This window comes from Stieleria tagensis, assembly GCF_024129865.1.
GTDB lineage: Bacteria > Planctomycetota > Planctomycetia > Pirellulales > Pirellulaceae > Stieleria > Stieleria tagensis.
This window is the reverse complement of the sequence record NZ_JAMYFE010000094.1, coordinates 19,895-41,378: the sequence shown is the minus strand read 5'-3', so window position 1 is coordinate 41,378 and position 21,484 is coordinate 19,895. Positions and strand designations below refer to the sequence as shown.

The 21,484-nt window shown below is 57.3% G+C and carries 17 protein-coding genes; 3 read left to right on the top strand and 14 right to left on the bottom strand.

Going from position 1 to position 21,484, the window contains the following annotated elements:
• Positions 1–137 precede the first annotated feature (137 nt).
• Complete coding sequence (locus NHH03_RS21190) at positions 138–587, bottom strand: hypothetical protein (protein WP_253159393.1); 450 nt, start codon at positions 585–587, stop codon at positions 138–140.
• 582 nt (positions 588–1,169) lie between these two features.
• Here NHH03_RS21190 and NHH03_RS21185 point away from each other — a divergent pair.
• Complete coding sequence (locus tag NHH03_RS21185) at positions 1,170–1,406, top strand: hypothetical protein (RefSeq protein ID WP_253159391.1); 237 nt, start codon at positions 1,170–1,172, stop codon at positions 1,404–1,406.
• A gap of 24 nt (positions 1,407–1,430) precedes the next feature.
• Here the strand turns inward: NHH03_RS21185 and NHH03_RS21180 are convergent, their stop codons facing one another.
• Both NHH03_RS21180 and NHH03_RS21175 read right to left on the bottom strand, forming a co-directional pair.
• The gene (locus NHH03_RS21180; protein ID WP_253159389.1) at positions 1,431–2,396 is read right to left on the bottom strand and encodes a GyrI-like domain-containing protein; all 966 of its coding nucleotides are present in this window, start codon (positions 2,394–2,396) and stop codon (positions 1,431–1,433) included.
• 19 nt (positions 2,397–2,415) lie between these two features.
• Positions 2,416–4,503 (bottom strand): hypothetical protein, encoded by a 2,088-nt coding sequence (locus NHH03_RS21175; protein WP_253159388.1) that lies wholly within the window; start codon positions 4,501–4,503, stop codon positions 2,416–2,418.
• A gap of 316 nt (positions 4,504–4,819) precedes the next feature.
• On the opposite strand from NHH03_RS21175, the gene NHH03_RS21170 reads away from it, so the two are divergent.
• On the top strand, positions 4,820–5,800 hold the full coding sequence (locus NHH03_RS21170) for a hypothetical protein (RefSeq protein ID WP_253159386.1): 981 nt from the start codon (positions 4,820–4,822) through the stop codon (positions 5,798–5,800).
• On the opposite strand, the gene NHH03_RS21165 is transcribed toward NHH03_RS21170, so the two are convergent.
• Positions 5,797–7,728 carry a hypothetical protein gene (locus NHH03_RS21165; RefSeq protein ID WP_253159384.1) on the bottom strand — a complete coding sequence of 644 codons (1,932 nt, stop codon included), beginning with the start codon at positions 7,726–7,728 and terminating at the stop codon, positions 5,797–5,799. The genes NHH03_RS21170 and NHH03_RS21165 overlap by 4 nt on opposite strands.
• Before the next feature lie 168 nt (positions 7,729–7,896).
• The gene (locus tag NHH03_RS21160) at positions 7,897–8,601 is read right to left on the bottom strand and encodes a hypothetical protein (RefSeq protein WP_253159382.1); all 705 of its coding nucleotides are present in this window, start codon (positions 8,599–8,601) and stop codon (positions 7,897–7,899) included.
• 245 nt (positions 8,602–8,846) lie between these two features.
• Here NHH03_RS21160 and NHH03_RS21155 point away from each other — a divergent pair, with 245 nt between their 5' ends.
• Positions 8,847–12,143: a WD40 repeat domain-containing serine/threonine-protein kinase gene (locus NHH03_RS21155; protein WP_253159380.1), complete on the top strand. Its 3,297-nt coding sequence runs from the start codon at positions 8,847–8,849 to the stop codon at positions 12,141–12,143.
• A 51-nt stretch (positions 12,144–12,194) separates the two neighbouring features.
• On the opposite strand, the gene NHH03_RS21150 is transcribed toward NHH03_RS21155, so the two are convergent.
• From NHH03_RS21150 to NHH03_RS21110, 9 genes are all read right to left on the bottom strand, one after another.
• Complete coding sequence (locus NHH03_RS21150; protein WP_253159378.1) at positions 12,195–13,328, bottom strand: ABC transporter permease; 1,134 nt, start codon at positions 13,326–13,328, stop codon at positions 12,195–12,197.
• Between the two features lie 22 nt (positions 13,329–13,350).
• A complete protein-coding gene (locus NHH03_RS21145; RefSeq protein ID WP_253159376.1) occupies positions 13,351–14,070 on the bottom strand; it encodes an ABC transporter ATP-binding protein in 720 nt (239 codons plus the stop codon).
• Positions 14,071–14,075: 5 nt separating this feature from the next.
• Positions 14,076–15,641: an HlyD family efflux transporter periplasmic adaptor subunit gene (locus tag NHH03_RS21140; RefSeq protein WP_253159374.1), complete on the bottom strand. Its 1,566-nt coding sequence runs from the start codon at positions 15,639–15,641 to the stop codon at positions 14,076–14,078.
• Between the two features lie 3 nt (positions 15,642–15,644).
• Positions 15,645–16,163 carry a hypothetical protein gene (locus NHH03_RS21135; RefSeq protein WP_253159372.1) on the bottom strand — a complete coding sequence of 173 codons (519 nt, stop codon included), beginning with the start codon at positions 16,161–16,163 and terminating at the stop codon, positions 15,645–15,647.
• A 40-nt stretch (positions 16,164–16,203) separates the two neighbouring features.
• A complete protein-coding gene (locus NHH03_RS21130; RefSeq protein WP_253159370.1) occupies positions 16,204–17,358 on the bottom strand; it encodes an ABC transporter permease in 1,155 nt (384 codons plus the stop codon).
• A gap of 317 nt (positions 17,359–17,675) precedes the next feature.
• Positions 17,676–18,152: a hypothetical protein gene (locus NHH03_RS21125; protein ID WP_253159368.1), complete on the bottom strand. Its 477-nt coding sequence runs from the start codon at positions 18,150–18,152 to the stop codon at positions 17,676–17,678.
• Positions 18,153–18,336: 184 nt separating this feature from the next.
• Positions 18,337–18,618 (bottom strand): metal-sensitive transcriptional regulator, encoded by a 282-nt coding sequence (locus tag NHH03_RS21120; RefSeq protein ID WP_253159366.1) that lies wholly within the window; start codon positions 18,616–18,618, stop codon positions 18,337–18,339.
• A gap of 66 nt (positions 18,619–18,684) precedes the next feature.
• Positions 18,685–19,824, bottom strand: coding sequence for a sialidase family protein (locus tag NHH03_RS21115; RefSeq protein WP_253159364.1), 1,140 nt, complete (start codon positions 19,822–19,824; stop codon positions 18,685–18,687).
• 112 nt (positions 19,825–19,936) lie between these two features.
• Positions 19,937–21,475, bottom strand: coding sequence for a sulfatase (locus NHH03_RS21110; RefSeq protein ID WP_253159362.1), 1,539 nt, complete (start codon positions 21,473–21,475; stop codon positions 19,937–19,939).
• Positions 21,476–21,484 lie beyond the last annotated feature (9 nt).

The window sequence follows — 21,484 nt, the reverse complement described above, 5'->3', positions numbered from 1 at the left end:
CGGGATAATCTCGATTGGACAGATCCCAACGGGGACAGACCCCGGATTTCAGCCCTTGGAGAAGCATGGATGACAGGCATGCGGATGGCGTGAGTGTCAAAACGAGGTTTGCCGATTGGGTTTGCCTCGGTTTTGATTCAGAACAGGGTGAATACCCCGGCATCACGAAGCGCAAGCAGCGTTGCTGAAAAGATGATGCAGGGCACCAGTAGGAAGAGCACCACAGCGGTCGCACGCGATCCTTCAAGGTAGCACCTTGCGACACAGACCAGTAGCGCAGTGCCCACCGCCAAGGATGACAAGAAGGCAAACCCAAACCGGCCAAGGTCGATCGCGCCGATCGACCAAAGTGTGCCCGTCAATAGTCCTGTGACTGCGGTCAATCCCGCGAGCATTGATGCAATGAATGAGCGGCCCACAAATCGGCGGCCCATCGCAGGCGACAGAACGACACCGGTGGTCGAAGGCGGACTGTACGGATTGGGCTCGGCTTGCATCCCTGTTCTTCGAATGTTGGTCGGCAGCAGCGGCGGGAAGGTGGGCAGCAAATGAGGGGGCAGGGAAATTTCGGTTTGATCACTCAGCATCGATCCGACCCCATTTTAACCGGCATTCGATCCCCGCATTACAAGAAACAAGCTCCCCCGATCTTTCTGCCCCTATTTTGCTGTCAAAAATCCCAGCCGTATTCGACGTCAAACCCCACGTGATTGAGGTCTGTCCCAAGTCAGTCTCGCGACGCCGACCTGACTCGATTTGTCGGCAGAAGTGGTTGATAGGTTGGCAGAAAAATAGGGGGCAGAAAAATCCCGGTTTCGTCACGCCGCATTGATCCGATCCAATTTCAACCGGCATTCGATCGCCGCATGATGAGAGACCAACTTCCCGATCTTTCTGCCCCCTATTTTTCTGTCAATGTTCCCCACCGAGTCCAACGCCAAACCCCACACGTTTGAGGTCTGTCCCCGGTCGGTCTTCCACACGTTTGAGGTCTGTCCCCGGTCTGGCTTTTTTGGCCAGGCTGGGGATCTGAACCGTGGCCGGTCCAGCTACGGTTGGTTGAGGCGGGGGTCGGATTGGTGGGAATTAGGCTGGACGTGGAGCGGTGCGGCGGATTAGAAGGCGACCAGGATGGTCAACGTTCCTAGAAACGGATATTCAATATGAACATGAACTTTTTCGAATGGTTGCGTGATGGGGTTCGCCAGAGCGTCATCTTGGGGGTCAGCGACGCGGTCGAGCAAATCGGCGTTCCGGAGACGGAGCAGGACGCTCATCCGGCACTGGCATCACTGTTGGGCAATGACACTGGACCCAAAAAGACGTCCGCACGGAAACCTGGCACAGCGGCCAGTCGGAAACGACTGGGCAAGTCGCTCAAGGACATGAACACGACTGCCAAGTGAGCGTGTGTTGGTGAGCGAGGTTTTTCAATTCACCGGTACGTAAACTTCGGTCACCAGCGATTCGGCGGGCGTGTCTTCGGGGCGGTTGAGATAGACCTCAAACGCCTGCAATTTTGTCGCCGGTTTTCGCTTGGCGGCCTGCAGATTCTGGTAGGCCGCAAACCACGCATTGCCAAGATGTTGATAGCGACCTTGGTGTGTGACTCGCATGGCGCTGCAGGCGGTTGTCGAGGCGGCGTCTAGCCCAATCGGCAAGGCAGCGTTTTCAGCCACCACGACGCCACTGGTGTAGGAGACGGCTTGGGTTTTCATGCACATCGAGTGGTAGATCGAGATCCACTGACCGTCGGTTGCGATCCCGGCGGTTTGCAGCCGTTTGATCGCGTCGCCAATGCTGATTTCCATCGAGGGCCCGATCTCGCTGAGAGTGGTCTCGGCCGAGACGCCAAAGATGCGTCGCCCCGGCACCGGTTGGATGCCGTTGACCACCGTTTGCGATGCGATGTTCCCGGTCTCGATCAATTCCTTGGCCATCCGCAATCCGCGGTCATAGTCCAGGCTGATCATGGATTGCATCATCGCCTTCATCCAGAACAAAAAGAACGGCAGCGAGCCGTGCATTTCCCAGCGAACTTCAGTGGCGTCCTGGCCTTGCGGGTCTTTGCAGGGGCTGATGGCGAAGTCGACGGTGGATTCCGATTTCCAGGGCTTTAGAAAACGCAGCTGGGAATGAATCTTGCCCGCGCCGCGTTCGCCTTCGGGCGGCTGTAGGCTGAGATGCTGCATCTGGCCGGCGCCAACAACCGGCCCCTCCCAACTGAATCCGCCGCCCTCTTGAGACGGTTCGGCGTGTAAGGAAAAGTCGGCATTGGGATCGGCCAACAACCAGGGCGACCAGCGCTGCCAGGTGGAGAAATCGCTGATGGTCTGGAAAACGGTTTTGGGATCCGAAGCGATCCGGATCGTACGCGAGACGTTGAGTGCGGGCATGGGCTAGGTTCCGAGCGATTCAGTCAGCCACAACGCCGGCGCTGAGTTCGATTTGAGGGGCTGCGTCGGCCGATTTGTCGGTCCCCGGCAGGATGCGTCCAAAGGCGACGAGGGGTTGTCCATCAGGAAGCTGAATCTGAGTCGCGAGTGTTAGGTCCAGTGCGATAGAATCGGGAAGTTCAAAGACGGGAACACCATTGTCGTGTCGGATCTGGCCGACTAACAAGATCCCATCGGTGCCGCGTCGTTGATAGCGGATCCAGCCCGCGGACATTTGTCCGAAAGATTCGAGTTGTGGCAGCTGAGACAGTCTTGCCAGGATTCGATTGACATTCGGACTGTCCGGTTCGAATGACAGTCCCCCGATCGTTGCCACGTCGCGATACGCAGCCAACTGCGCCAATTGTTTTTTGTCCTGCGGTTTGTCACTGTTGCTGATCGATTCGAATCGTTCGAGCGATGCCAAGGCTAAATTGCAGGCCTCTACCACTTCGATCGAGTCAATCGAGTGTTCCTCGGCCGCTGGCAACTCGGGTAGTTTCTCGGCAGGCTTGATTTCAGTCTCGGCACTCGCTTGAACCACCGAATCCAAACTGGGCGGTTCCGCAGGGAACACCAAAAGCGAATCGGTGACATCCGTCTGCATCGTCTGTGGGGCGGCAGCCACGGTCGGGTCGACCACGGCTGGGGTTGCGTCGGCATCAGCATCAGCATCGGCGACGGCGACGGATGTCGTGTCCACCTCAGCCACCGACGATGTGTCTGGATCAGCTACGTCTGCCTTGGCGACTTGTTCTTGTTCTCGGGGAGCAAACAGATCGCCGATCTCTGAGGGAGACAACGGGGATTCAGTCGCGGGCGGTTCGTCAGAGCTGGCTTCATCGGTGCTGCCGGCGTCGCCCCCCGCATCCGCCAATTGGTTTGTGAATTGGGCGGCGTAGGAGTCGGTGGAATCCGCCGAGTCGGAGTCCAGTTGGGCATCGGAACCGACCAACACGCGTCCCTGTGACGGAGCGGAATCGGCTGATGCAGCAAACAGGTCATCGTCCGGGTTCGCTGCGTCGGGCAGGGCGGGCGGCGTTTGAAAATCAGAGCCGTTGACTATGGCGGTCCGACCGCTGAAGGAGCCGTCAAAGGGATAGAAACCCAAATTGGGTGCCATTCCGGAGCCGAGTAAAATGGCTCCGGCGACCGGCAGAGCAAGCAGGCTGGGCGCCGCGATCTTGAGCACATTGCGAAGCGGGCTGCCGCGACGGCTCCACTGACTGCGTTGATAAATGGGTTGTTGATCGACCGTCGGTCTTTCCAAAGGCTGTTTGTCCAGCCGAGACACTTCCGATCGCGATGGTTCTGGTTCGCGCTGGCTGGCACGCGGCGTGACTTTGCCGGCCGCAATCATGTCGGTCAACGATTCCTGCATCTCCCATGGTTCAGGCACATCCCATTCATTCTCGGCGTCTTCGTTCTTCGGTTGCGCCAGCCCCAGCCCGCTGGGAAATTCATCGTCGTCCAAGATGACCGAGGATTCGTCCACGGATTGATTGCGCTGCGGTTCATCCAGATCGATTGCCTCGTCGCCCGGAGACGACGGAGAGGTCGGTGGCAAATTGTTTAAACGCTCGATTTCGTCAAGAACGCGATTGACCGGTTGCTCAGTCTCACTCGGCTGAGCATCGACCGGTGGTTCGGTGTCAGCGCTCGATTGGGTTTCAGCTGGCGGATTGGCATCGACCATGGCTTCGACGTCGGCGATCGGATCAGCCGCCGGATCGTCACGGTCGGCCAGCTGGGAATCAAAATCATCGCCGTCAAAAACCGATTCGTCCTCGTCGGCGTGTTGGACGTCATCGAGCGCGGGTAGGTTGTCGACCGCAGCCAAATTTTGCAGCGAATCCGGATCATTGGTTTCCGCTCGCTGCGGCGCGTCCCATTGGATGGGTTGGCCGTCTGGGCCGATCAGCTGCCCCAGCGGGGCCAGGCCTGCGAGCCAACGTGACGAGGGGAATGTGTCACCACACCAGGGGCACTGTACCGACGAGTGATCGGGGAGGCTGGTGGTGGGAAGACGAACGTTTTCATCGCAGCTAGGGCAGGAAACAGCAGCCATGTTTTTCCACAGTGATTAGATAATTACCAACAGAGTCTAGCGGTCTGGTGACCAATTTCCCACCTCGACAGATGTGCAGACACAACAACTTGGCGAACTTGCGTGTCGGTTTGTAGCGGATAAACTCACACTCTGCTCCTCTACAAAAGTCTGCCTCGGGCTTCCAGCCGGGTGGTGGCATTCAGTCCGAACGGTATTAAAAGCCTGGTCAACGTTCGCTATGCAAATCAAATGTTCGGGTTGTAAGTCTGCAATCGCTGTCCCCCCCACTGCGGCGGGGAAGAAGGTGCGCTGCCCGAAGTGCCAAGCGGTGTTGATGGTCCCTGCAGCAAGTGGCGATGTTGCGTCAAGTCCGACGGCTGTTGCTAGCAAGCCGGCAAGCGGTGGCGCCCGTCCGGCGGCCGCAGCCGAAGCGCTGTTTGCCAGCTGTCCCAGCTGCGCCAAAAAACTAAAGTTGCCCGCCGGTGCGGCTGGAAAGAAGGTCGCTTGCCCGGGATGCAAGGCCGCGTTCGTGGTTCCCGCAGCGGCGCCCGCGGGTGCGAAAAATGCGGCGTCCAGACCCGCGGTGCAGGCGGGACAGCCGAGTGCTCGTGCGGCGGTTTCCGCCCCCCGCCGACCCGTTGCGACAGCGGCGGCAGGTTCGAGTGGTGCCGCTACGACGGCCAGCAGTAACTTTTTTGACGAACTGGTTTCCGAAGACGATCTGACGCGGTTGCCGATGGCGCCAAACGCGTCGCGTGCTGACTCGGCAGCGGTCGGCGGTGGATCCAAGCGACGTCCGGCAGCATTTTATTACGTACCGGGTTTACTGGCGGTGATCGCCGGTGCAATCAACATTGTTGTGTTTTTGTCGTTGACCGGTTTTATCGTCTATGGATTGGTGTCGGAATTGGGGAAAGCGGCGATCGTCGCAGCGCCGTTCCTGATTCGAATCGGGATCTGGGCATTCTTCAACATCTCGGCCAACGCGCACGCCATCGTGGGCGGGTTGAATGTGATGCGACGGACCGCTAAATCCAGCGCCAGTGTGACCTGTGGCGAGCTGATGCTGGCGCCCTTCTTTCTCGATTCGATCTTCATTTGGGAAGCGATCGCCAACGAAGAACGTGTCGACAACCCTTGGATCTTACCGATCGTTTTGGGAGTTGTGTTTGCCGCCTACAACTGGCCCCCAGCGATCTGGTTGATGTCGATCTTGAATAGCGAGCAGGCCAAAGTCGATTTCGAAGATTACGACGACGACGATTTGGATGAGATGGCGAACCAATTGGTTAGCAAATCATCCGGCGGTCATTAACGTCGCACGGCTTGGTCAACCAAGATGTGTGGCGTGTTCATTCCCTGCAGCATCTTTTCAATACCTTGAACCGCAATGCGACTGTTCAAGTGATTGCGAAGGTTGACTCCTGGATAGGGCGTGACATAGGCGATCGTTAATCCCGAGTCATCGGTCAGCGCAAACGGAGGGCTGTTGGCGCGTGACGAATAGACTTGGACCAAGTACCCACTTGCGGTGCTGCTGGTCGGTCCAAGTGGAACGTTGATCGGCTGGTTCTCGGTTGAGTTGGCTGTCGCCGTATTCGCAGTGTTGATCGGTGACGCACTCGGATCGGCGATCAGCGATGCGGCTTTGTCCAACGACAGGCTTTCCAGCGCTGGGCTCTCGGAACCGAGCGCGACCGATGTGATCCGGGTTGCCCCATCACGTCGTCCGGCCAGGTCGTGATAGCGTTGGGCGCGTTGCAAAATCTCGCGGATCAAATCGGCTTGTTCGGCGTCACTGGAATCCAACAGTGCCTGTGTGCGTCGCAGGAGCGGGTTCAGTTCGTCTGCCGACGCGCCCTCGGCCATCAGCCGCGATAGGATTTGACGGATTCTGTCCAAGTCGGCTTCGGCAACGGCTTTTTCGACGCGGGAAATCTGAGCGACCGAGATCACGCGAGGTTCGCGGGGGATCGCGCTGACGGCGCTGGCTTGAACGATGCCACCGTTTTGACCGCTGCCACTGGCTAGCGAGGCGGGCAACGGCAGGGATGACGATCGCGTCAGGGGGCGATCGGATCCGACCATCCAGCGTCGATCAGTTGGTATCGCACCGGCCAACGCGTTGGGACGTGAGCTATTGATTTCGACCAATCGCGGCGGGCTGATGAAGTTGGCAACGATATTGGTGACGCGTTGAATCGGTGTGGCGATGGCGGTGGTCTGTTCGATCGGCGCGGCACCAAGTGGATTGTCGGCCAACACCGATTGCGCACCGTCGTCAACGACAGCCATCGATCCTTGCATTGCGTCCTGGTTCCATTCCTTTTTCAGTCCACTGCCGATCACCGCCCCACGGTCTTCAAAGTCTTCGGGGTTGGCGTCGCGGTGGATCTGAATGGCCGTGTCAGGCGTCACGCGAGCCGGTGCGGGACGCAGGTCTGGAATGCTGTCGGTTTGCGTCAGTGCGGATGTCGTGGCCCCGCGACGTGTGGAACGATCACTGCTAAGGGCTTCGTCGACCAGCGAATCGGACATCGGCAACGGTGATGCCAATGTCGGCCCTTCCAGGTTTCCGGTCTGTACGACTTGCTGTTGGTCGTCATTGTCATTCGTGGACATTGTGTCGTCCGTCGACATCGTCGTAGCTTGAGCGATTCGATCGGCAAGCTGTTCGGCACTCTCGACGATTTGGTCGCGGTGGATCCACCGGAATTCGCCCGAGGGTGGCATGATCCGCAGCCATGTTTTTTTTCCGGTTGCTGTTTCCCGCTCGCTGCGGCCGATGATTGTCACCGGTTCCCCGGCACTTAGCATCACCTGCCAGCGATAGCGTTTGGCTTGGCCCAGGTGGGTGCCGATCCAAGCCACGGTTTTGTCCTTCTCAATGGTGCCGATCTGAAGGTTGCCGGTATCGCCCTCGTCCTCAGGCATCGCTTCGACCGCGTCTTCGGGCAACCAGCAAAAACTTTTCTCCGGTGGCCGAATTCCCAGCCATCCCGATTCCGTTTCGACATACACCTCCAGTTCCTGGCCGCGTCGCAGCGGATCGGTGCGGTAGTGTTCGTCACCGGGGCCGCAGCGGGCGCAGACGTCTTGGTTGGCAACAAAAACGATGTACGGAGCGGATGTTTCGACGTCCGCATCGGTCGATGGTGGCGGATCTTGGAGCGGGATTTGTTGGCCTTGCGACGGACCGGCAACACAGACTGTCACCAAAACCACGATTGAAAGAAGACCCATTCGTAGCGGGCTGGTTGGGGTTCTTGTGCTGTGCAAGTTGACATCCATGTCAATCATTCCGTCTCGAGTGGTCGTCCTCACCGGCATCGATTTGTCCGGTCAAGCTGCAGATAAGATCTAGGACATAGTCAACCAAGCCTGTTCAGGGCAAGACAGAATGCCACCGGCTCAACCGAGTTGGCGAAGCGCGGTATCAAACCTCGCATCAAATTCCGCAAATAACTTGGCGGTTTCGGGTCCGTCGAGCACGCGCTGGATTTCAGCCGCCCCCGATTGCACCTCTTCCGGTGCCCGCAGATTCTCGTTGGATTCGTTCGGATCAGCCACTTTTTCGGCTGTCTGAGTGGCTGCGGATTTCCACCCGCTGACGCTCGACAAGGCATCCGCGATCGCGGCGCGAACCACGCGAAAGTCCATGCGGGCAAAAGCGTCGTCAAACGCTTCACGCATCTGCGCAGCCGGCAGCGAACCGGATTCCGGTCGATTGTCGCCGAGATAGCGGTCCAAGGTACGGCCCAGCAAAACCAGCTGCAGAACTTCCAGTGGCACCCCCCGAACCGAGGTGGCGATCGTAACAACCTTGCGGATTGGAAACAGCAGCAACTTCAACGGCGCTCTGACAATCGTCCCGGCACAACCACCTATGCATCCGCCGCGATCACCATAGAACGGTTTGAGAGTGTCCAGCTGCGCCGAGGCATGGTGAGCGGCCAGCGTCCGTGAAATCACAAACCGCCGACAACGTCCACGAACCAGGTCATCAACGAACGGAATTGGAATAAATCGTGCTGACGCCGACACCAATCCAGCTAGAATCCATTGGTACATCAATCCGGCGGAGGACCCCGGATCGGAAGCGTTTGATTGTGGCATCAGACAGACTCTAAACGGGATGTCAGGATTCTTGAAGACCGGCTATTGCTTGCAACCATGCGACCTGGAACTGTCATCTAATTGATCTCGTTGTTGTCCTGAAGAGCACCGTTCCAAGTTGACGTTGGAAGACGGCATCTGGTTGGGGGGCCGCGACTGATGCTTGGCGAAGGATGGCGTCATGCGCTAGACTGACAGAGTTTACACGTAATTCGTTTTCACAATGATTTCCCCAGCTATTGCTTGTGAATGATTCGCCCGAGATCACACAGTCATCATCGGCCGATTCGTCCGAGCCACGATCGAAATTGGCGACCGAACTAGATGCGATCGATGCGGGGCAATATGAAATCATTCGAATGATCGGTCGAGGCGGGATGTCGCGGGTTTATGAAGCGCGACGGATCGTTGATGATTCCACGGTCGCGCTGAAGTTGTTGAATACCGACACGGCGCTTAGTTCGTCGGTCCAACAGCGTTTTCGGCGCGAGGCGGAAGCGATCGCGTCGCTGCACCATGATCACATCGTGCCGTTGCTGGCCTACCACAACGAACTGGCCGGTTCCTATCTTGTCCTGAAATTGATCGATGGTTGTACGTTAGCTGAATTGGCTGCAGCATTGCCGGAAGATTTTTCATTGGCATCATCGATCGATGAAGGTGAAAGCCAAACGGTCTCTTGTGCCTACGGCCACGCCGAGTCGAAGGCGTTGCAATGTTTCGCAGCGGCCCAGATTCATCGCGACGAGTGCAAAGATCTAGCGGAATTGATTGCCGACGCGGCTGACGCGTTGCATGCAGCCCACCAACAAGGCATCGTGCATCGCGACGTGAAACCGTCCAATTTGATGCTTGATCGAATGGGACACTTGTGGCTGATGGACTTTGGGCTGGCCTCGCTCGGAGATGCCCACACCGTGGTGACACAAACGGGCCAGATCATTGGTACGCCTCACTACATGAGCCCTGAACAGGCATCCGGTGAGCACGACTCGGTTGATCATCGCAGCGATGTCTACTCGTTGGGCGCCACCCTGTACGAATTGGTCACACGCCAGCGGCCTCATCGCGGGAATCGATTTCGTGTGCTGATGGAAATTTCCACTGGCAAACTGACACCACCGTCCAAGATTCGCCACAACATTCCGCGTCCGTTGGAGGCGATCATTTTGTCGGCGATGTCGTTCAAAGCATCCGATCGTTATGCCAACGCCGCGGAACTAGCCCGTGATCTGCGGCGCTATGCATCCGGTGATCGAATTGTGGCGCGACAGCCGGGACCAGCGGACCATTTGGTGAGTTGGATCACCCGAAATCCGAAAACCTTTCTGCTTTCAGCACTGGGCGTTGCTTTCGCCGTCTTGTTGGCGTTGCTGGTGCAGTTCGTCGGATCCAAACGGTTGGCGTTGGTCAACGACAGTTTAGACACCAGCAACAACGTGTTGGCAAAAACCAACGTCGAACTGGCACGCGTGAACCAGCATTTAGACCACAGTCGAAATCGACTGAGACGTCATTTGTATGTGGCGGACGTGGCGGCGGCCTACCATGCATTCACCATGCGTGATACCGATGAAGTCAATCAGTTGTTGGATCGGCACATTCTGGACGCATCGGAATTGGAGGATGAATCACCGGATCAGCGCGGCTTTGAGTGGTGGTTGCTGAAAAACCTGTGCCGCCCGCCGGCAATGATCGAACTTGGTCGGCACGCTGCCGCTGCAACTGCGGTGACGGTGGTGCCAGGAACGGACCAGATTTGGAGTGCCGGAGAAGATGGCTGGCTCCGCCGTTGGGACTTGAATCAACCGGGACAAACCGGCGGTGTGATGATCGGCGGCGAACTCAATTCGATTGCGATCGCCCCCGACAACTCGATGGTGATGACGGGAAGGAACGTTGAAGAGGGGGATAACCCGGTCGTCTTATACAATCTCAACCGCGACGAGACTCAGGGCGATTCATCGCAGTTGGGTGACTCGGCCCAGGGGGGCGCCGTTCATCAAAATGCCATTGAATCGGTGGCGTTTTCTGCCGATGGCCGTTGGATTGCCTCTGCAGACCGGTACCAGCACGTGTTGTTGCAAGACACCCAGGGCCAAGTGCTTGGTCGATGCCTGACCGATTCACGCAACGAGTCACTTGCATTTGCGCCGGGCGGCCAATCGTTGGTTGGAATTCTGCGTCAGGACCGTTCCACTCGACAGCAGGCGATCGCGGTTTGGGGGCTGCCCGATCTAAAGCAGCAAGATGTCTGGCGACCCGGGTTTGATCCCCTGATTTTCGGATTTTCCGATACCGGCAATCGGATCGTCATCGCTGACGCCGATCAACTTAGATTGGCCACATGGCCAGATCTAGAAATCATCGCTTCGGAAACCGACATTCGAGGTCGCATCCGCAGCATCGCGCTCGATTCGACGGGCACTCGGATCGCCGTCGGTTGCGACAACGGTTTGCTGCATTTATGGCAGCTCGACAAAGTCTTGACCGCCGCACCCCAGCAAAACACGGCGTTGTTGCTGCCGGATGCCACGGTGTTCACCACCGGCGACCAACCGGTCAAGAGTTTGGTGTTTGCGAACGATCAAACGATTGTGGCAGCGCTGCGCGATGGTGCTGTTCGTGCCTGGACCCTGCCCAATGATCAAGATGCGGATTCAACGTTTGGATTTCCAATCCACGGCATCAGCGATGTGACCGCCAATGATGATGTGGCGTTTGTCCGAGACCACCGCGGCGACATATTTCGATTGAGCTTTTCCACTCGTCAACTCGATCGCATCGCGACGCTGCCAAAGGACACGCATTCGCAAATTGCCGCCAGCAGTGATCGACAGCGAGTTGCCGCATCGGCTCCCGACGCAGTGGTCGTGTTTTCTGCGAATGACGGATCGGAACAATTGCGAATGAAATCTCAGGCGGATGATTCCGACTGTGTTGATTTGGATTTCATGAACGATGACCAACAATTGCTCGTCTTGTTCGATGACCGATTCCGCTGTTACCAAATGGCCGATGGCTCGGTTCAATCTGAAGTCTTGTTGGATACCAGCGGCGCCGAACAGTTGACCGTTTCACCAGACGGAGAACAGATTCTGGTGCTCACACGTAATCACTTTTTGACTTTCGATGCGGCAACTCTGATGCCCCAGCAGCAACAATTGGGGCGTTTAGGCGAATACACGATTGCCAAGTATTCCGGTAGCGGACAGACCATTGCTGTCGGTCACCAAGACGGTTCGATCGAATTGCTCGATGCGGTTGATTACCATTCACTGGGGCTGTTACGCGGGCATCGCGCAAGTGTTTCTGGGATTTCATTTACCCAGCATGATCAAACACTCGTTTCGGTTGCCGGAGACCAGACGATTCGATTTTGGGATGTGGGATCCGGTCGCGGCTTGGGCGTGTTACCGATCGATGACACTGTGGAAAGAGGATTCCAAGTCTATTGTCCCCATTTGGAAACGTTGTTCTCGATGGGCTGCAACCAACCGATCAAATTCTGGTCGGGGCAGACCGGCCAACTCGATCGCTGATTCGTTGTTTTGATTTGATTCGAACGAGAATTCTTTGCCTGTCATTTCGTCTTAGGCTTGCCGCAGCGCGTCCACGATGGGGACGGTCGCAGCCTGGATCGCCGGGGCAATTCCCGCAACGATCCCGACTAGCAACGAAACGATGGTTCCCGACAGAATTAAACTCAGCGAGGGGCGAAAGGCAATCGTGGCCCCTTCAGCGCCAATTGCGAAACCGCCGAGCCCAAGCACGGCGCCGGCCAGCAACGTGCCGGTGACGCCACCCACCAAACACAAGATCATGCTTTCGGCCAATACCAATCGCAGCGCACGCAGCGGACGGACTCCGATCGTTTGCAGGACGGCATATTCCTTGATTCGGTCTTGAACACTCATCACCGTCGTGGTTGCGACCAGCGACAACACCAGCGCGACACAGGCGTAGCCCAACCAATGTGCGAACCCGATCAAATCCACCAGATCCGATAACGTGCTTGCTTGAAACGCACCCTTGCGTCGCGTCGTTGTGGCAACCGGACCAGCCCGCAACACCTGGTCGATTTGCGATGCCACACGATCGGGATCGGCATCTTCGTTTAACAGCACTTCGTGTTGAGTGACCAGGCCGGCGGCGTCCAGTCCCCGCGTGTATTGCAGAAATCGCAAACTGGTGTAAATCAAATTTTCTTCTGACGGAACGGTGGAACGAAAAACACCTGCGACATAGACCGAGACATCGCCGATTGAAAACTGGTCGCCAACCGCCAATCCACGGCGACGGGCAACATTCCGCCCCACTATCGCTGCGTCGCGGCGCGTTTGAAAGGTTTGCCAGTCCCCGGCGGTTAACTCGACCGGTCGCGAAGATTGGATTTGATCGGGGGCCGCTCCATTGAACACAACAATATCCAGGCTGGCACGACAGTTGTTGGTCCAGACCTGGATCGGCATCACCTGACGCACGCCGGCGACATCCATGATTTTGTCTGAATAATCCTCCGGCAACCGACTACTGGTTGGACAGAAACGGTTCTCTTGAAAGACGATTAAACTGCGGTCGGCATCACTGCCGGTCGTCAAACGTGCCAAACCCTCCTGGACTGAACCGACAAAGCAGTAAACAAACATCGCCACCGCTGCGCCGGAAACCGTCAGCATGGTCCGTACGCGGTGACGCAGCAGTGTCTTGAGGACGTAAGTTGTCATCGGAAGGTGGCCGTCGCAAAATTCAGGAAGAAAGTGAGGCTTTATTGTTGTCCGACTGCGGAGCTCCATTGCTCTCCAGAAACCTTCCATGGTCCAACAACAGTTGCCGCGATGCGATCGCGGCAACGTCCGCATCGTGCGTGACCATCAACAGGGTGATGTTGAGTTCCTGGTTCAATCGTTGCAGGAGGACTTGGATCTGTTGGCTCGTTTCGGTGTCCAAGCTTCCGGTCGGTTCGTCGGCGACGACCACTTTGGGGTGGGCGACGATTGCACGAGCGATACCGACGCGTTGTTCTTGGCCACCGGACAGCTGACGTGGATAGTGTTCCGCACGATCAACCAGTCCCACCGCTTCGAGCGCGAGTTGGACACGGTCGCGACGCTGGGCGGATGAAAGTGGTAGCAACAGCGTTGGCAGCTCGACATTTTCATAGGCGGTCAGCACCGGGATCAAATTATGCGTTTGAAAAATGTAGCCCAGATTGGCTGCTCGCCAATCCGCCAATTTGCTACGTGAGAGACCCGTGATCTCGGTGCCGTCGACATGAATCGTACCGGAATCGGGACGATCGATCCCGCTGACCAGATTAAGAAGCGTGCTCTTGCCGGTCCCGCTGGGGCCCATCAGTGAAACAAATTCACCGGCATCGATCTGCAGCGAGACATCGTCCAGCGGTGTGATCGTTTCATCGCCTTTGCTGAACGATTTACTGACGTGGTTGAGTTCGACGAGGGTCATGGTCGTTAGCTCCCGATTCCGAGGGTTGATTCTTCACCGACAACCGTCACGTGATCGCCGTCTTGCAGATCGTCACTGCCGGTGGCAATGAGTTTGTCCGTCACCGTCAGCCCTGTGACGATTTCGACCAGGCCCTCCGCATTCTCATTGCCGGTCGTGACGTCTTTTTGAACTGCGCGGTCTTGGCCATCAACGATCCATACAAACGCACCGTTGTCGCTGGAATGGATCAGTTGCCGTGGCACCAAAATGCGTGTCGTTTCTGTCTTCTCCGACTCGGCGATCGCGACTTCCGGAGCCAGGAAGGTTGCCGTGACCAGCATTTCCGGGCTGACCGTCGATGGCGGTTCCAACAATTCGACTTTGACTTCCAAGGTGTTTTTCTGGACGTTCGCTGAACTGGTCGGACGCAGCACACGACCGTGAATGACGTTGCCCGAGGAAGCGGTCTCGATTTCGACCGGGGCTCCTGGGGTGACCATCGGCACGTCTTCCAAGCGAACGTCGGCCCGGACCTGCAATCGATCGGGGTCGTACATCTGAACCACGGTACTGGAGCTATGTCCCGCGTTGCTGTCCAACCCCATCACGCGCGCTCCCGGCGATGTGACCAGACGCAGAATCCGTCCCCGGATTGGGGCGCGCACCACGGTTCGCTCTGCATTCAATTTTGCTTGCCGCAACTGCAGTTTGGCTTGGTCGTGAACCGCGCTGGCGGTGATCACCTTGGCGCTGGCTTCTTCCAGTTGCCGCCTTTCTTCCACCAGCAGTTCCAATTGGGTCTGCAACGCATCAACCTTGTTTTGCAAGGCATTGATTTCACGTTTCAGATTAGGGCCGCGTCCCATCAATTCACCCAGGTTGGCCTGGGCCGAAACATGTTCGCTCTCGGCTTGACGGACCGTTCGTGCGGCAATGGCATCTCCGGCGGCACGTTTGCCCTGCACGTTGTCTCCACTGTATTTCAAACTGGCTTGTGCCGATTCGATCAAAAAGGGCAACTTTTCATATTCTGTTTTTGCTTTGGCCAACAGGCTGTTTGCATCGGCCAATTGCACGCGAATGTGCACAGGCTGATTCAGTCGGACGACGGCAGCATCGCGTTCGGCTTCGGCGCGTTTCAATTCACCGGCTCGAATCGCCAAGGTTGCTTCGGCTTGCTGGACAGCCAACTCGGCGTCGATGGCGATCAAACGTGCCACCGGTTCGCCTTGGTCCACCAATTGGCCTTCGACGACCAATAATTCTTCGATCACCCCGGGGGCCAGTGCAGCGACGCTGATCGCCGTTGGCCGCGGTTCGATCCAACCGGCGGCCTGGAACAACGTTGTTCCAGCCCGCTGTACCTGCCCTCGTTGCGTGATCACCGGCACCACGCTGACCGGTTGACGGCTAACCCATTGGCGTCGGGCGGCGGCACCGAGTAGGGCGACAAACCCAATCAGGATCCCCAGGGGCAGCACGTAGCGCGTGAACCATCGGCCGCTCCGTCGTCGGGACGACGGAGATCCGGAATCCGTTGGCGAACGATCGAGTGCCAGTTTGCTAAGATCCAATGGTTTGTCGGCCATCACTTATTTCCCCGGTCGTACAAAGACTTCGTTGGCTGCGACGGTCAAGTTGCCTTGCTCGTCACGCGTTGCCGTCCCTTTGACCACCACGGTCGAAAGCTCTTTGACCTGCAACAGTTTCCGCGCGTCGGCGGCCACCGGATTGCCGGATGCATCGACGACTTTGACGGTCGCGATGTTGTCTTTGACTTGATCCTGCGTGCAGCAATAGTCCCACGGCGTCGGACAGCCTTCGTCGGCAGCACAATAGGGCACGTTGGGGTCAACGATTGTGAACGCCGCCAGTCCATCGACAAATGGTTCGCTGGAACCGCCAATGGTGCCGACCAACGTCACTGCTTGGGCGTCGCTAACCGACTGCCGCGCTTCACCGACAGGCACCGCGTCGACCGGTTCTGTTTCCACCAGGTATTCGGATGCCGCCGGCGGCGCCGGTTCCTGGGCTGTGTCAGACGATGGTGTTTGACCACAACCGACGATCGTGGCAAGCGCGACAGCAACGGTCCAATTCAACAACTTCATGAGATTCTCCTCGAGTCTACGTTTACAAAACAATCCAAAATCAAACAGCTTTTAAACTGATCGCCACCGAGGCACGCAATGCTTTGAGTGCCGGTGGCAGTGCTCCTAAAATTCCGAGCGCCAATCCGACGCCGCATCCGACCAGGATCGCGACGCTATCGATTCGCAAGGTAAAGGCGCCCATCGTGAATCGCACTGCCATACCGTTGAGCAAGACCAATGCGATGAAACCCGATAACAGCGACGCGGCGGCCGACAGTAGCAGACCTTCTTGAACCAAACTCAACAGGACCGCGCGACGCCGAAATCCAATCGCTTGCAAGGTCGCGATCTCGCGAACGCGGCCTGCGACGGCGCCATACATCATGTTTAATCCGGCAAAAATTCCCGCCGACGATACGAGCACGACAACGAACCAGGCCAACAGTCGAACCGGTTTGTAGTGCTGTTGAAGCGCCGCGTAGTAGTCGGTTTCCACGATCGCGCGCAGCTCCAAATCCGTTCGTTCTTTGCAAAACAGTTGCACCCGAGATGCGCTCGCACCGGGGGCCATCAGGATCGCTGCCAAACTGATGTCCTGGCGTTTGGTAGCGGTTTGGAATTCGGCGAGGTTACACCAGATTTCTGATTCATAGGCAGCACCGCCGGCCACGAACAATCCGCTAATCGTCCACGTTTTGCCTTCGAATTCGACCGTCTGGCCAATCGTGAGCGACTCGCTGCGGCTGCCGAGTTTGGCATAGGCCAATCGACCGACCAGCACCTGACCCGGCCCAGGCCAACTGCCCGCAACGATTTTCACGCCGCGTCGCACCAAGGGGGCCGTGCGTGTGACGCCGCGCACCAATCCCAACCCTGCGTCGCCGTCACGTGTTTTAATGCGCGTCCCCAAATACATTTCCGGGGAAACATGTGTGACACCAAATCGCTTTTGCACCCCGTCCAAACTGGCCGTCAACAGGTCCGGTGTGCGCGCTGCGATGGAAGAGTTCTCGATGTTCTGTTCGGCGTTGACCGAGTACACCAACACGACCTGCGGATCGCCGCTGACGGCCAGCGATTTCTCCAGACCACGGATGAATCCGACGACGACGAACACCAGCATCACGACCGTCGCCAGAGCGACCAGCGTGAGTGCGGTGCGCACCGGTCGCCTGGCCAGATTGCGAACTCCGTATTCCCAGGGTAGTAGCATTAGTTGAATCACATCGTATGAGATTGATTTTTCCGAACCCAACGCGTCCGTTTTGAAGCCAGCGACTATCTTTGTTACTAACTGAAATGGTCTGGCAAATTGCCGCTTCGGTCTCTTTACTCTGCCGCGGGGCGGGCAGGTGAATCGCAACCGCGCTGGCTTCAACACAGTTGCAGCGGATCATGTCGGCCGGTTTAGTTTTGATGCCCACTGTTTGACAGCGCAACCACGATTGAATTCGGCGGCACGATCGGCCACGCGGTTCAATGCAGAGACGTTCAGTGGATCGATGGCAGAATGCCATCAAGAGAACGAATTCAAATCAGCCAAGATTGCAGCGCAATGCGCCGCTGGCGACCACTTTCGATCCATCCGTGATCAATCGTGACATCTCGCCAGACCGATCGTTCGACCAGTGGGAAAACTTCGCGATCGGGACCGATAATCGAGTGGAGCAATGCGATCGGAAGCTCCGGCCCGTCTTGGATCGTTGCGCCTTCACAGAGACAATTTTTGCACTGGCATTCGGCGGGGCAATCGTCTGGACAACCGTACGGAGCACCTGAGGAATCAATGTATTGAGCCGTTGATTCCAGTGATCCAGATTTGACCGTCTGACTTTCGGAGAGTGACCGGTCACAGGCATCGTGGCAGCAGGCACAGCCGGCGGATACCAAGGCGGACGCTGTCGAATCGGTCGAAATTCCGCAGGCAGCCGCATCGCAACCGATGCAGCGCAGCGGGCAAGCCAACAAATTGGCGACCAACAACAGGGAGAACATTGCTCGGAACATACCCACCAGTTTAGACCTGAACCGGCAAGCTAACAACATCAAAATTCCCCAACCCGTACGCAACTTAGGGTTGCGGTTTGCTCCCTGCACTCGCAATACCGGACCCTAGCCGAAGTGTTTTTGCGCCGTGGGCGTAACGAGACGCCAACCAAAGTCAAGACTTTTGATTGGGTCAAAGGCAGACTCACTTGCTGTACTTGCGAAACACGTTCAGCAGTTCTTCGAGCTTTTGGTCACGGTCGGCTTCGTCTCCATTTTCCATCGCTTGCCGCACGCAGGACTTCAAGTGCTCCTGCATCAGCAGTTCACTGACTTTGTTCAGGGCTCCGGTGACAGCGGAGATTTGCATCATGACATCGACACAGTATTGATCGTCTTCGATCATCCGTTGGACGGCGTTCACCTGGCCCGAAATACGGCGCATCCGATTGGCGAATTTCGTTTTTTCTTCGTCAGATCGGTGCATCTAATCGCGTCGTACGGCGGTCGCTGAGGAACAAGTGGACGCTCATTGTAGACTCAGTTGGAATTTTTAGGGAGCATGCTCGACCGCCCGTTCGGCGTCCAATTCTGCATCGCCGACCTGCGCAAACACGATCGTGTCGTATTTTTTGCCACTCGGTTGGCCGGCTTCAAACAGCACGCCGTAGCGGCCCGCGGCGATCCGGATCATGTCGCTGTAGGCGGCGGGGCCACGGTGCAGCAGCGGTCCGTCCTGCCAGGTCTCGGTTTCGTCGGTTGAAAAACGGATTCGCAAATCGCTACGACCTGGCCCGCTCGGGCCGTTTTGATCCGGTCCGGCAAATAGGATCAGGTTTCGATTGTCACCGTCGCGGGTCGAAGCGGCACGCAGCAGCGAACATTGAACCACGGGTGGATCAAGCACTTCGGGCGAGGGACGGAAAATGGCATAGGGCTGAGCATCCTGACGTTCGAACGTTTGTCCCCCGTCGCGACTGTAGCCGTCACCGCGTGTTCCCGGTGCCTGGCCATTTTGGTTGCGCGTATTGAAATAGAGCCGCCCATCGTTCAGCTCGATGACAGTGGTTTCGTTGGCGTTCAACCCGTCATCGTAGGTGGCGTCGACAGCGCCTAGTTTCCAGGTGGTGCCATGGTCATCGCTGTAGATGGCATGCGCTCCCAGGTCGCCACTGTCGTGTCCACCGGCGCCGATTCGGTGGTCACAGGGCACCACGATTCGGCCCTTGTACTGTCCCCGCTGGATTTGGATCGAATGTACCGGACCGGTTGCATACCAGCCCCATTGCGACTGTTTGACATCGGCGGTGATCTCCCGCCGTGGTGCCCAGCTGTGGCCATGATCGTCGCTAAAGGTGACGAACACGCGGTCATTCTCCAACGTGAACGGCAGCCAAATCCGGCCGGGATGTTGAGGATCAAGGTGGTCCACCACGGGGGCGGCATTGCCAATGCTGATCTCGCGATTCGGATCCTCGTACAACGCTTTGAATGCGTCGCTCTCTTGAACCACTGCTAACGGTTGCCAGGTGTTTCCACCGTCCGCCGAGCGTTTCAGTACCAGATCAATCTCACTTAAATCACCGCCTTGGCGGGCTTCGCAGAATGCCAGGATGTCACCGTTGGCCGCAACGACCATTGCCGGAATACGAAAGATCTTGTAACCGTCGCTGCCGTTTCTAAAAACCGTCACCGGATCTGCTGCGGTGCTCTGGACTGTAGCGGAACAGATCCAGCTGGTCAGGAAAACTGAAGTGAGAACAAAGCGAGGGAATTTCATCAGGCGGGGCTTTGGGGTGGGAAGACTAATGTGCTGGCGTTGCCGGTTTTCGCATGTCGGGCGCCGGAGCGGCTTGGTCGGTCGGCAACCATTTTTGGTGCCACTGGATCGTCGAATGAAACTGTTTGTCGGTGGCCAGATTGTTCCATTCATGGGGATCCGTCCGGTGGTCGTACAACTCCTCGGTGCCATCGGCATAGTGAATATAACGCCAATGCTGGCTGCGGACGGCATGATTGCCCGGTAGATACGTCATCACTGCGGGGGATTCCCACTGACCAGTCGGGTCGCGCAACAACGGCACGATGCTGTCGCCGTCGGTTGCATCGTCGGCAGGCAATCCCGCCAATTCTAGCAGGGTCGGGTACAATGTGGTTAAGTCCACGGGGCGATCGCAACGGGCGCCCGCTTGGCCGATTTGCGGCGCCACGATGATCAACGGTATGTGATTGGTCTTTTCCCACAGCGCGAACTTTTCAAGATGCTGTTTTTCGCCTAAATGAAAACCATGGTCCGACCACAGCACGATGATTGTGTTCTTGCTGCGGGGGCTATCGTCCAACGCGTCGAGAACGCGGCCGATTTGGTCGTCGGCAAATGAGACGCACGCCGCATAGGAACGAATGAAGTCGTGGTAGGATCCGGGGTGTTCGGATTCGACTTTCTGCATGCCATTCCAAAACCATTTGGTTTTTTTCATCAGCTTTGTAGCGCCCGATGGCAGGTCCCTCCAGTCGTCGTTGTTCAAGATCGGCAGCGGCAGATCCCGGTAGCGATCATGGAATTCCAGGGGGGCAAAAAACGGCGAGTGAGGTTTGAAGATCCCGCAGGCTAGAAACAGGGGCGCATCACTTGGCGGCTGACGCAGAACGTCGATGCAATAGCTGGCGGTGTGATAGTCGATGGAGTCTTTGACATGTTCGGGAAAGGCGCCCCAATCGGTGTTGCGTGATCCGTAGTCTGGTGCTTGATTCAGTTTGGACGCTGGGTATTGCTGTTCCCGCATCGGCTGGAAATCGTCAAACGAATCGTTGTCATGGAATGCGCCCGCAAGATGGTGGTGAAATATTTTCCCCGCGCCACGCACGCTGTATCCGGCGCGTTGAAATTGTTGCATCACGGTCAAGCGTGTCGGTAGAACCCGCCGCCAATCACTTGCGTTTCCGTAAACACCGCTGCTGGTCGGTCGCAACCCGGTCAACGTCGCGACGCGGGAGGGGTTGCAAGCTGGCGATGCGCAATAGGCTTGCGTGAACAGCACCCCGCGTCGCGCCAATCGTTCCAGGTTCGGTGTTCGAATCGGTGATCGCTGGTCAAACAATGAAATCCAGTCATTCATATCATCGACCACCAGCATCAGTACATCGGGCCGGCGGAGTGGGTCGGCGGCACCGGAAATGTCTTGGTTGGCATCGAGTTCACCGGTGGACGTCGATCGGGTCGGCGACGGCGCACTGGTGTCGGTTACCTCACCACTGAACGTCTCTTGTTCCAGCTGGATTCCCGTGTAAACGAGCAGCAGACAGAGCGGAAGCAGCCAGCACCGCAGGTGTAGAATTCGCATGAAAAACAT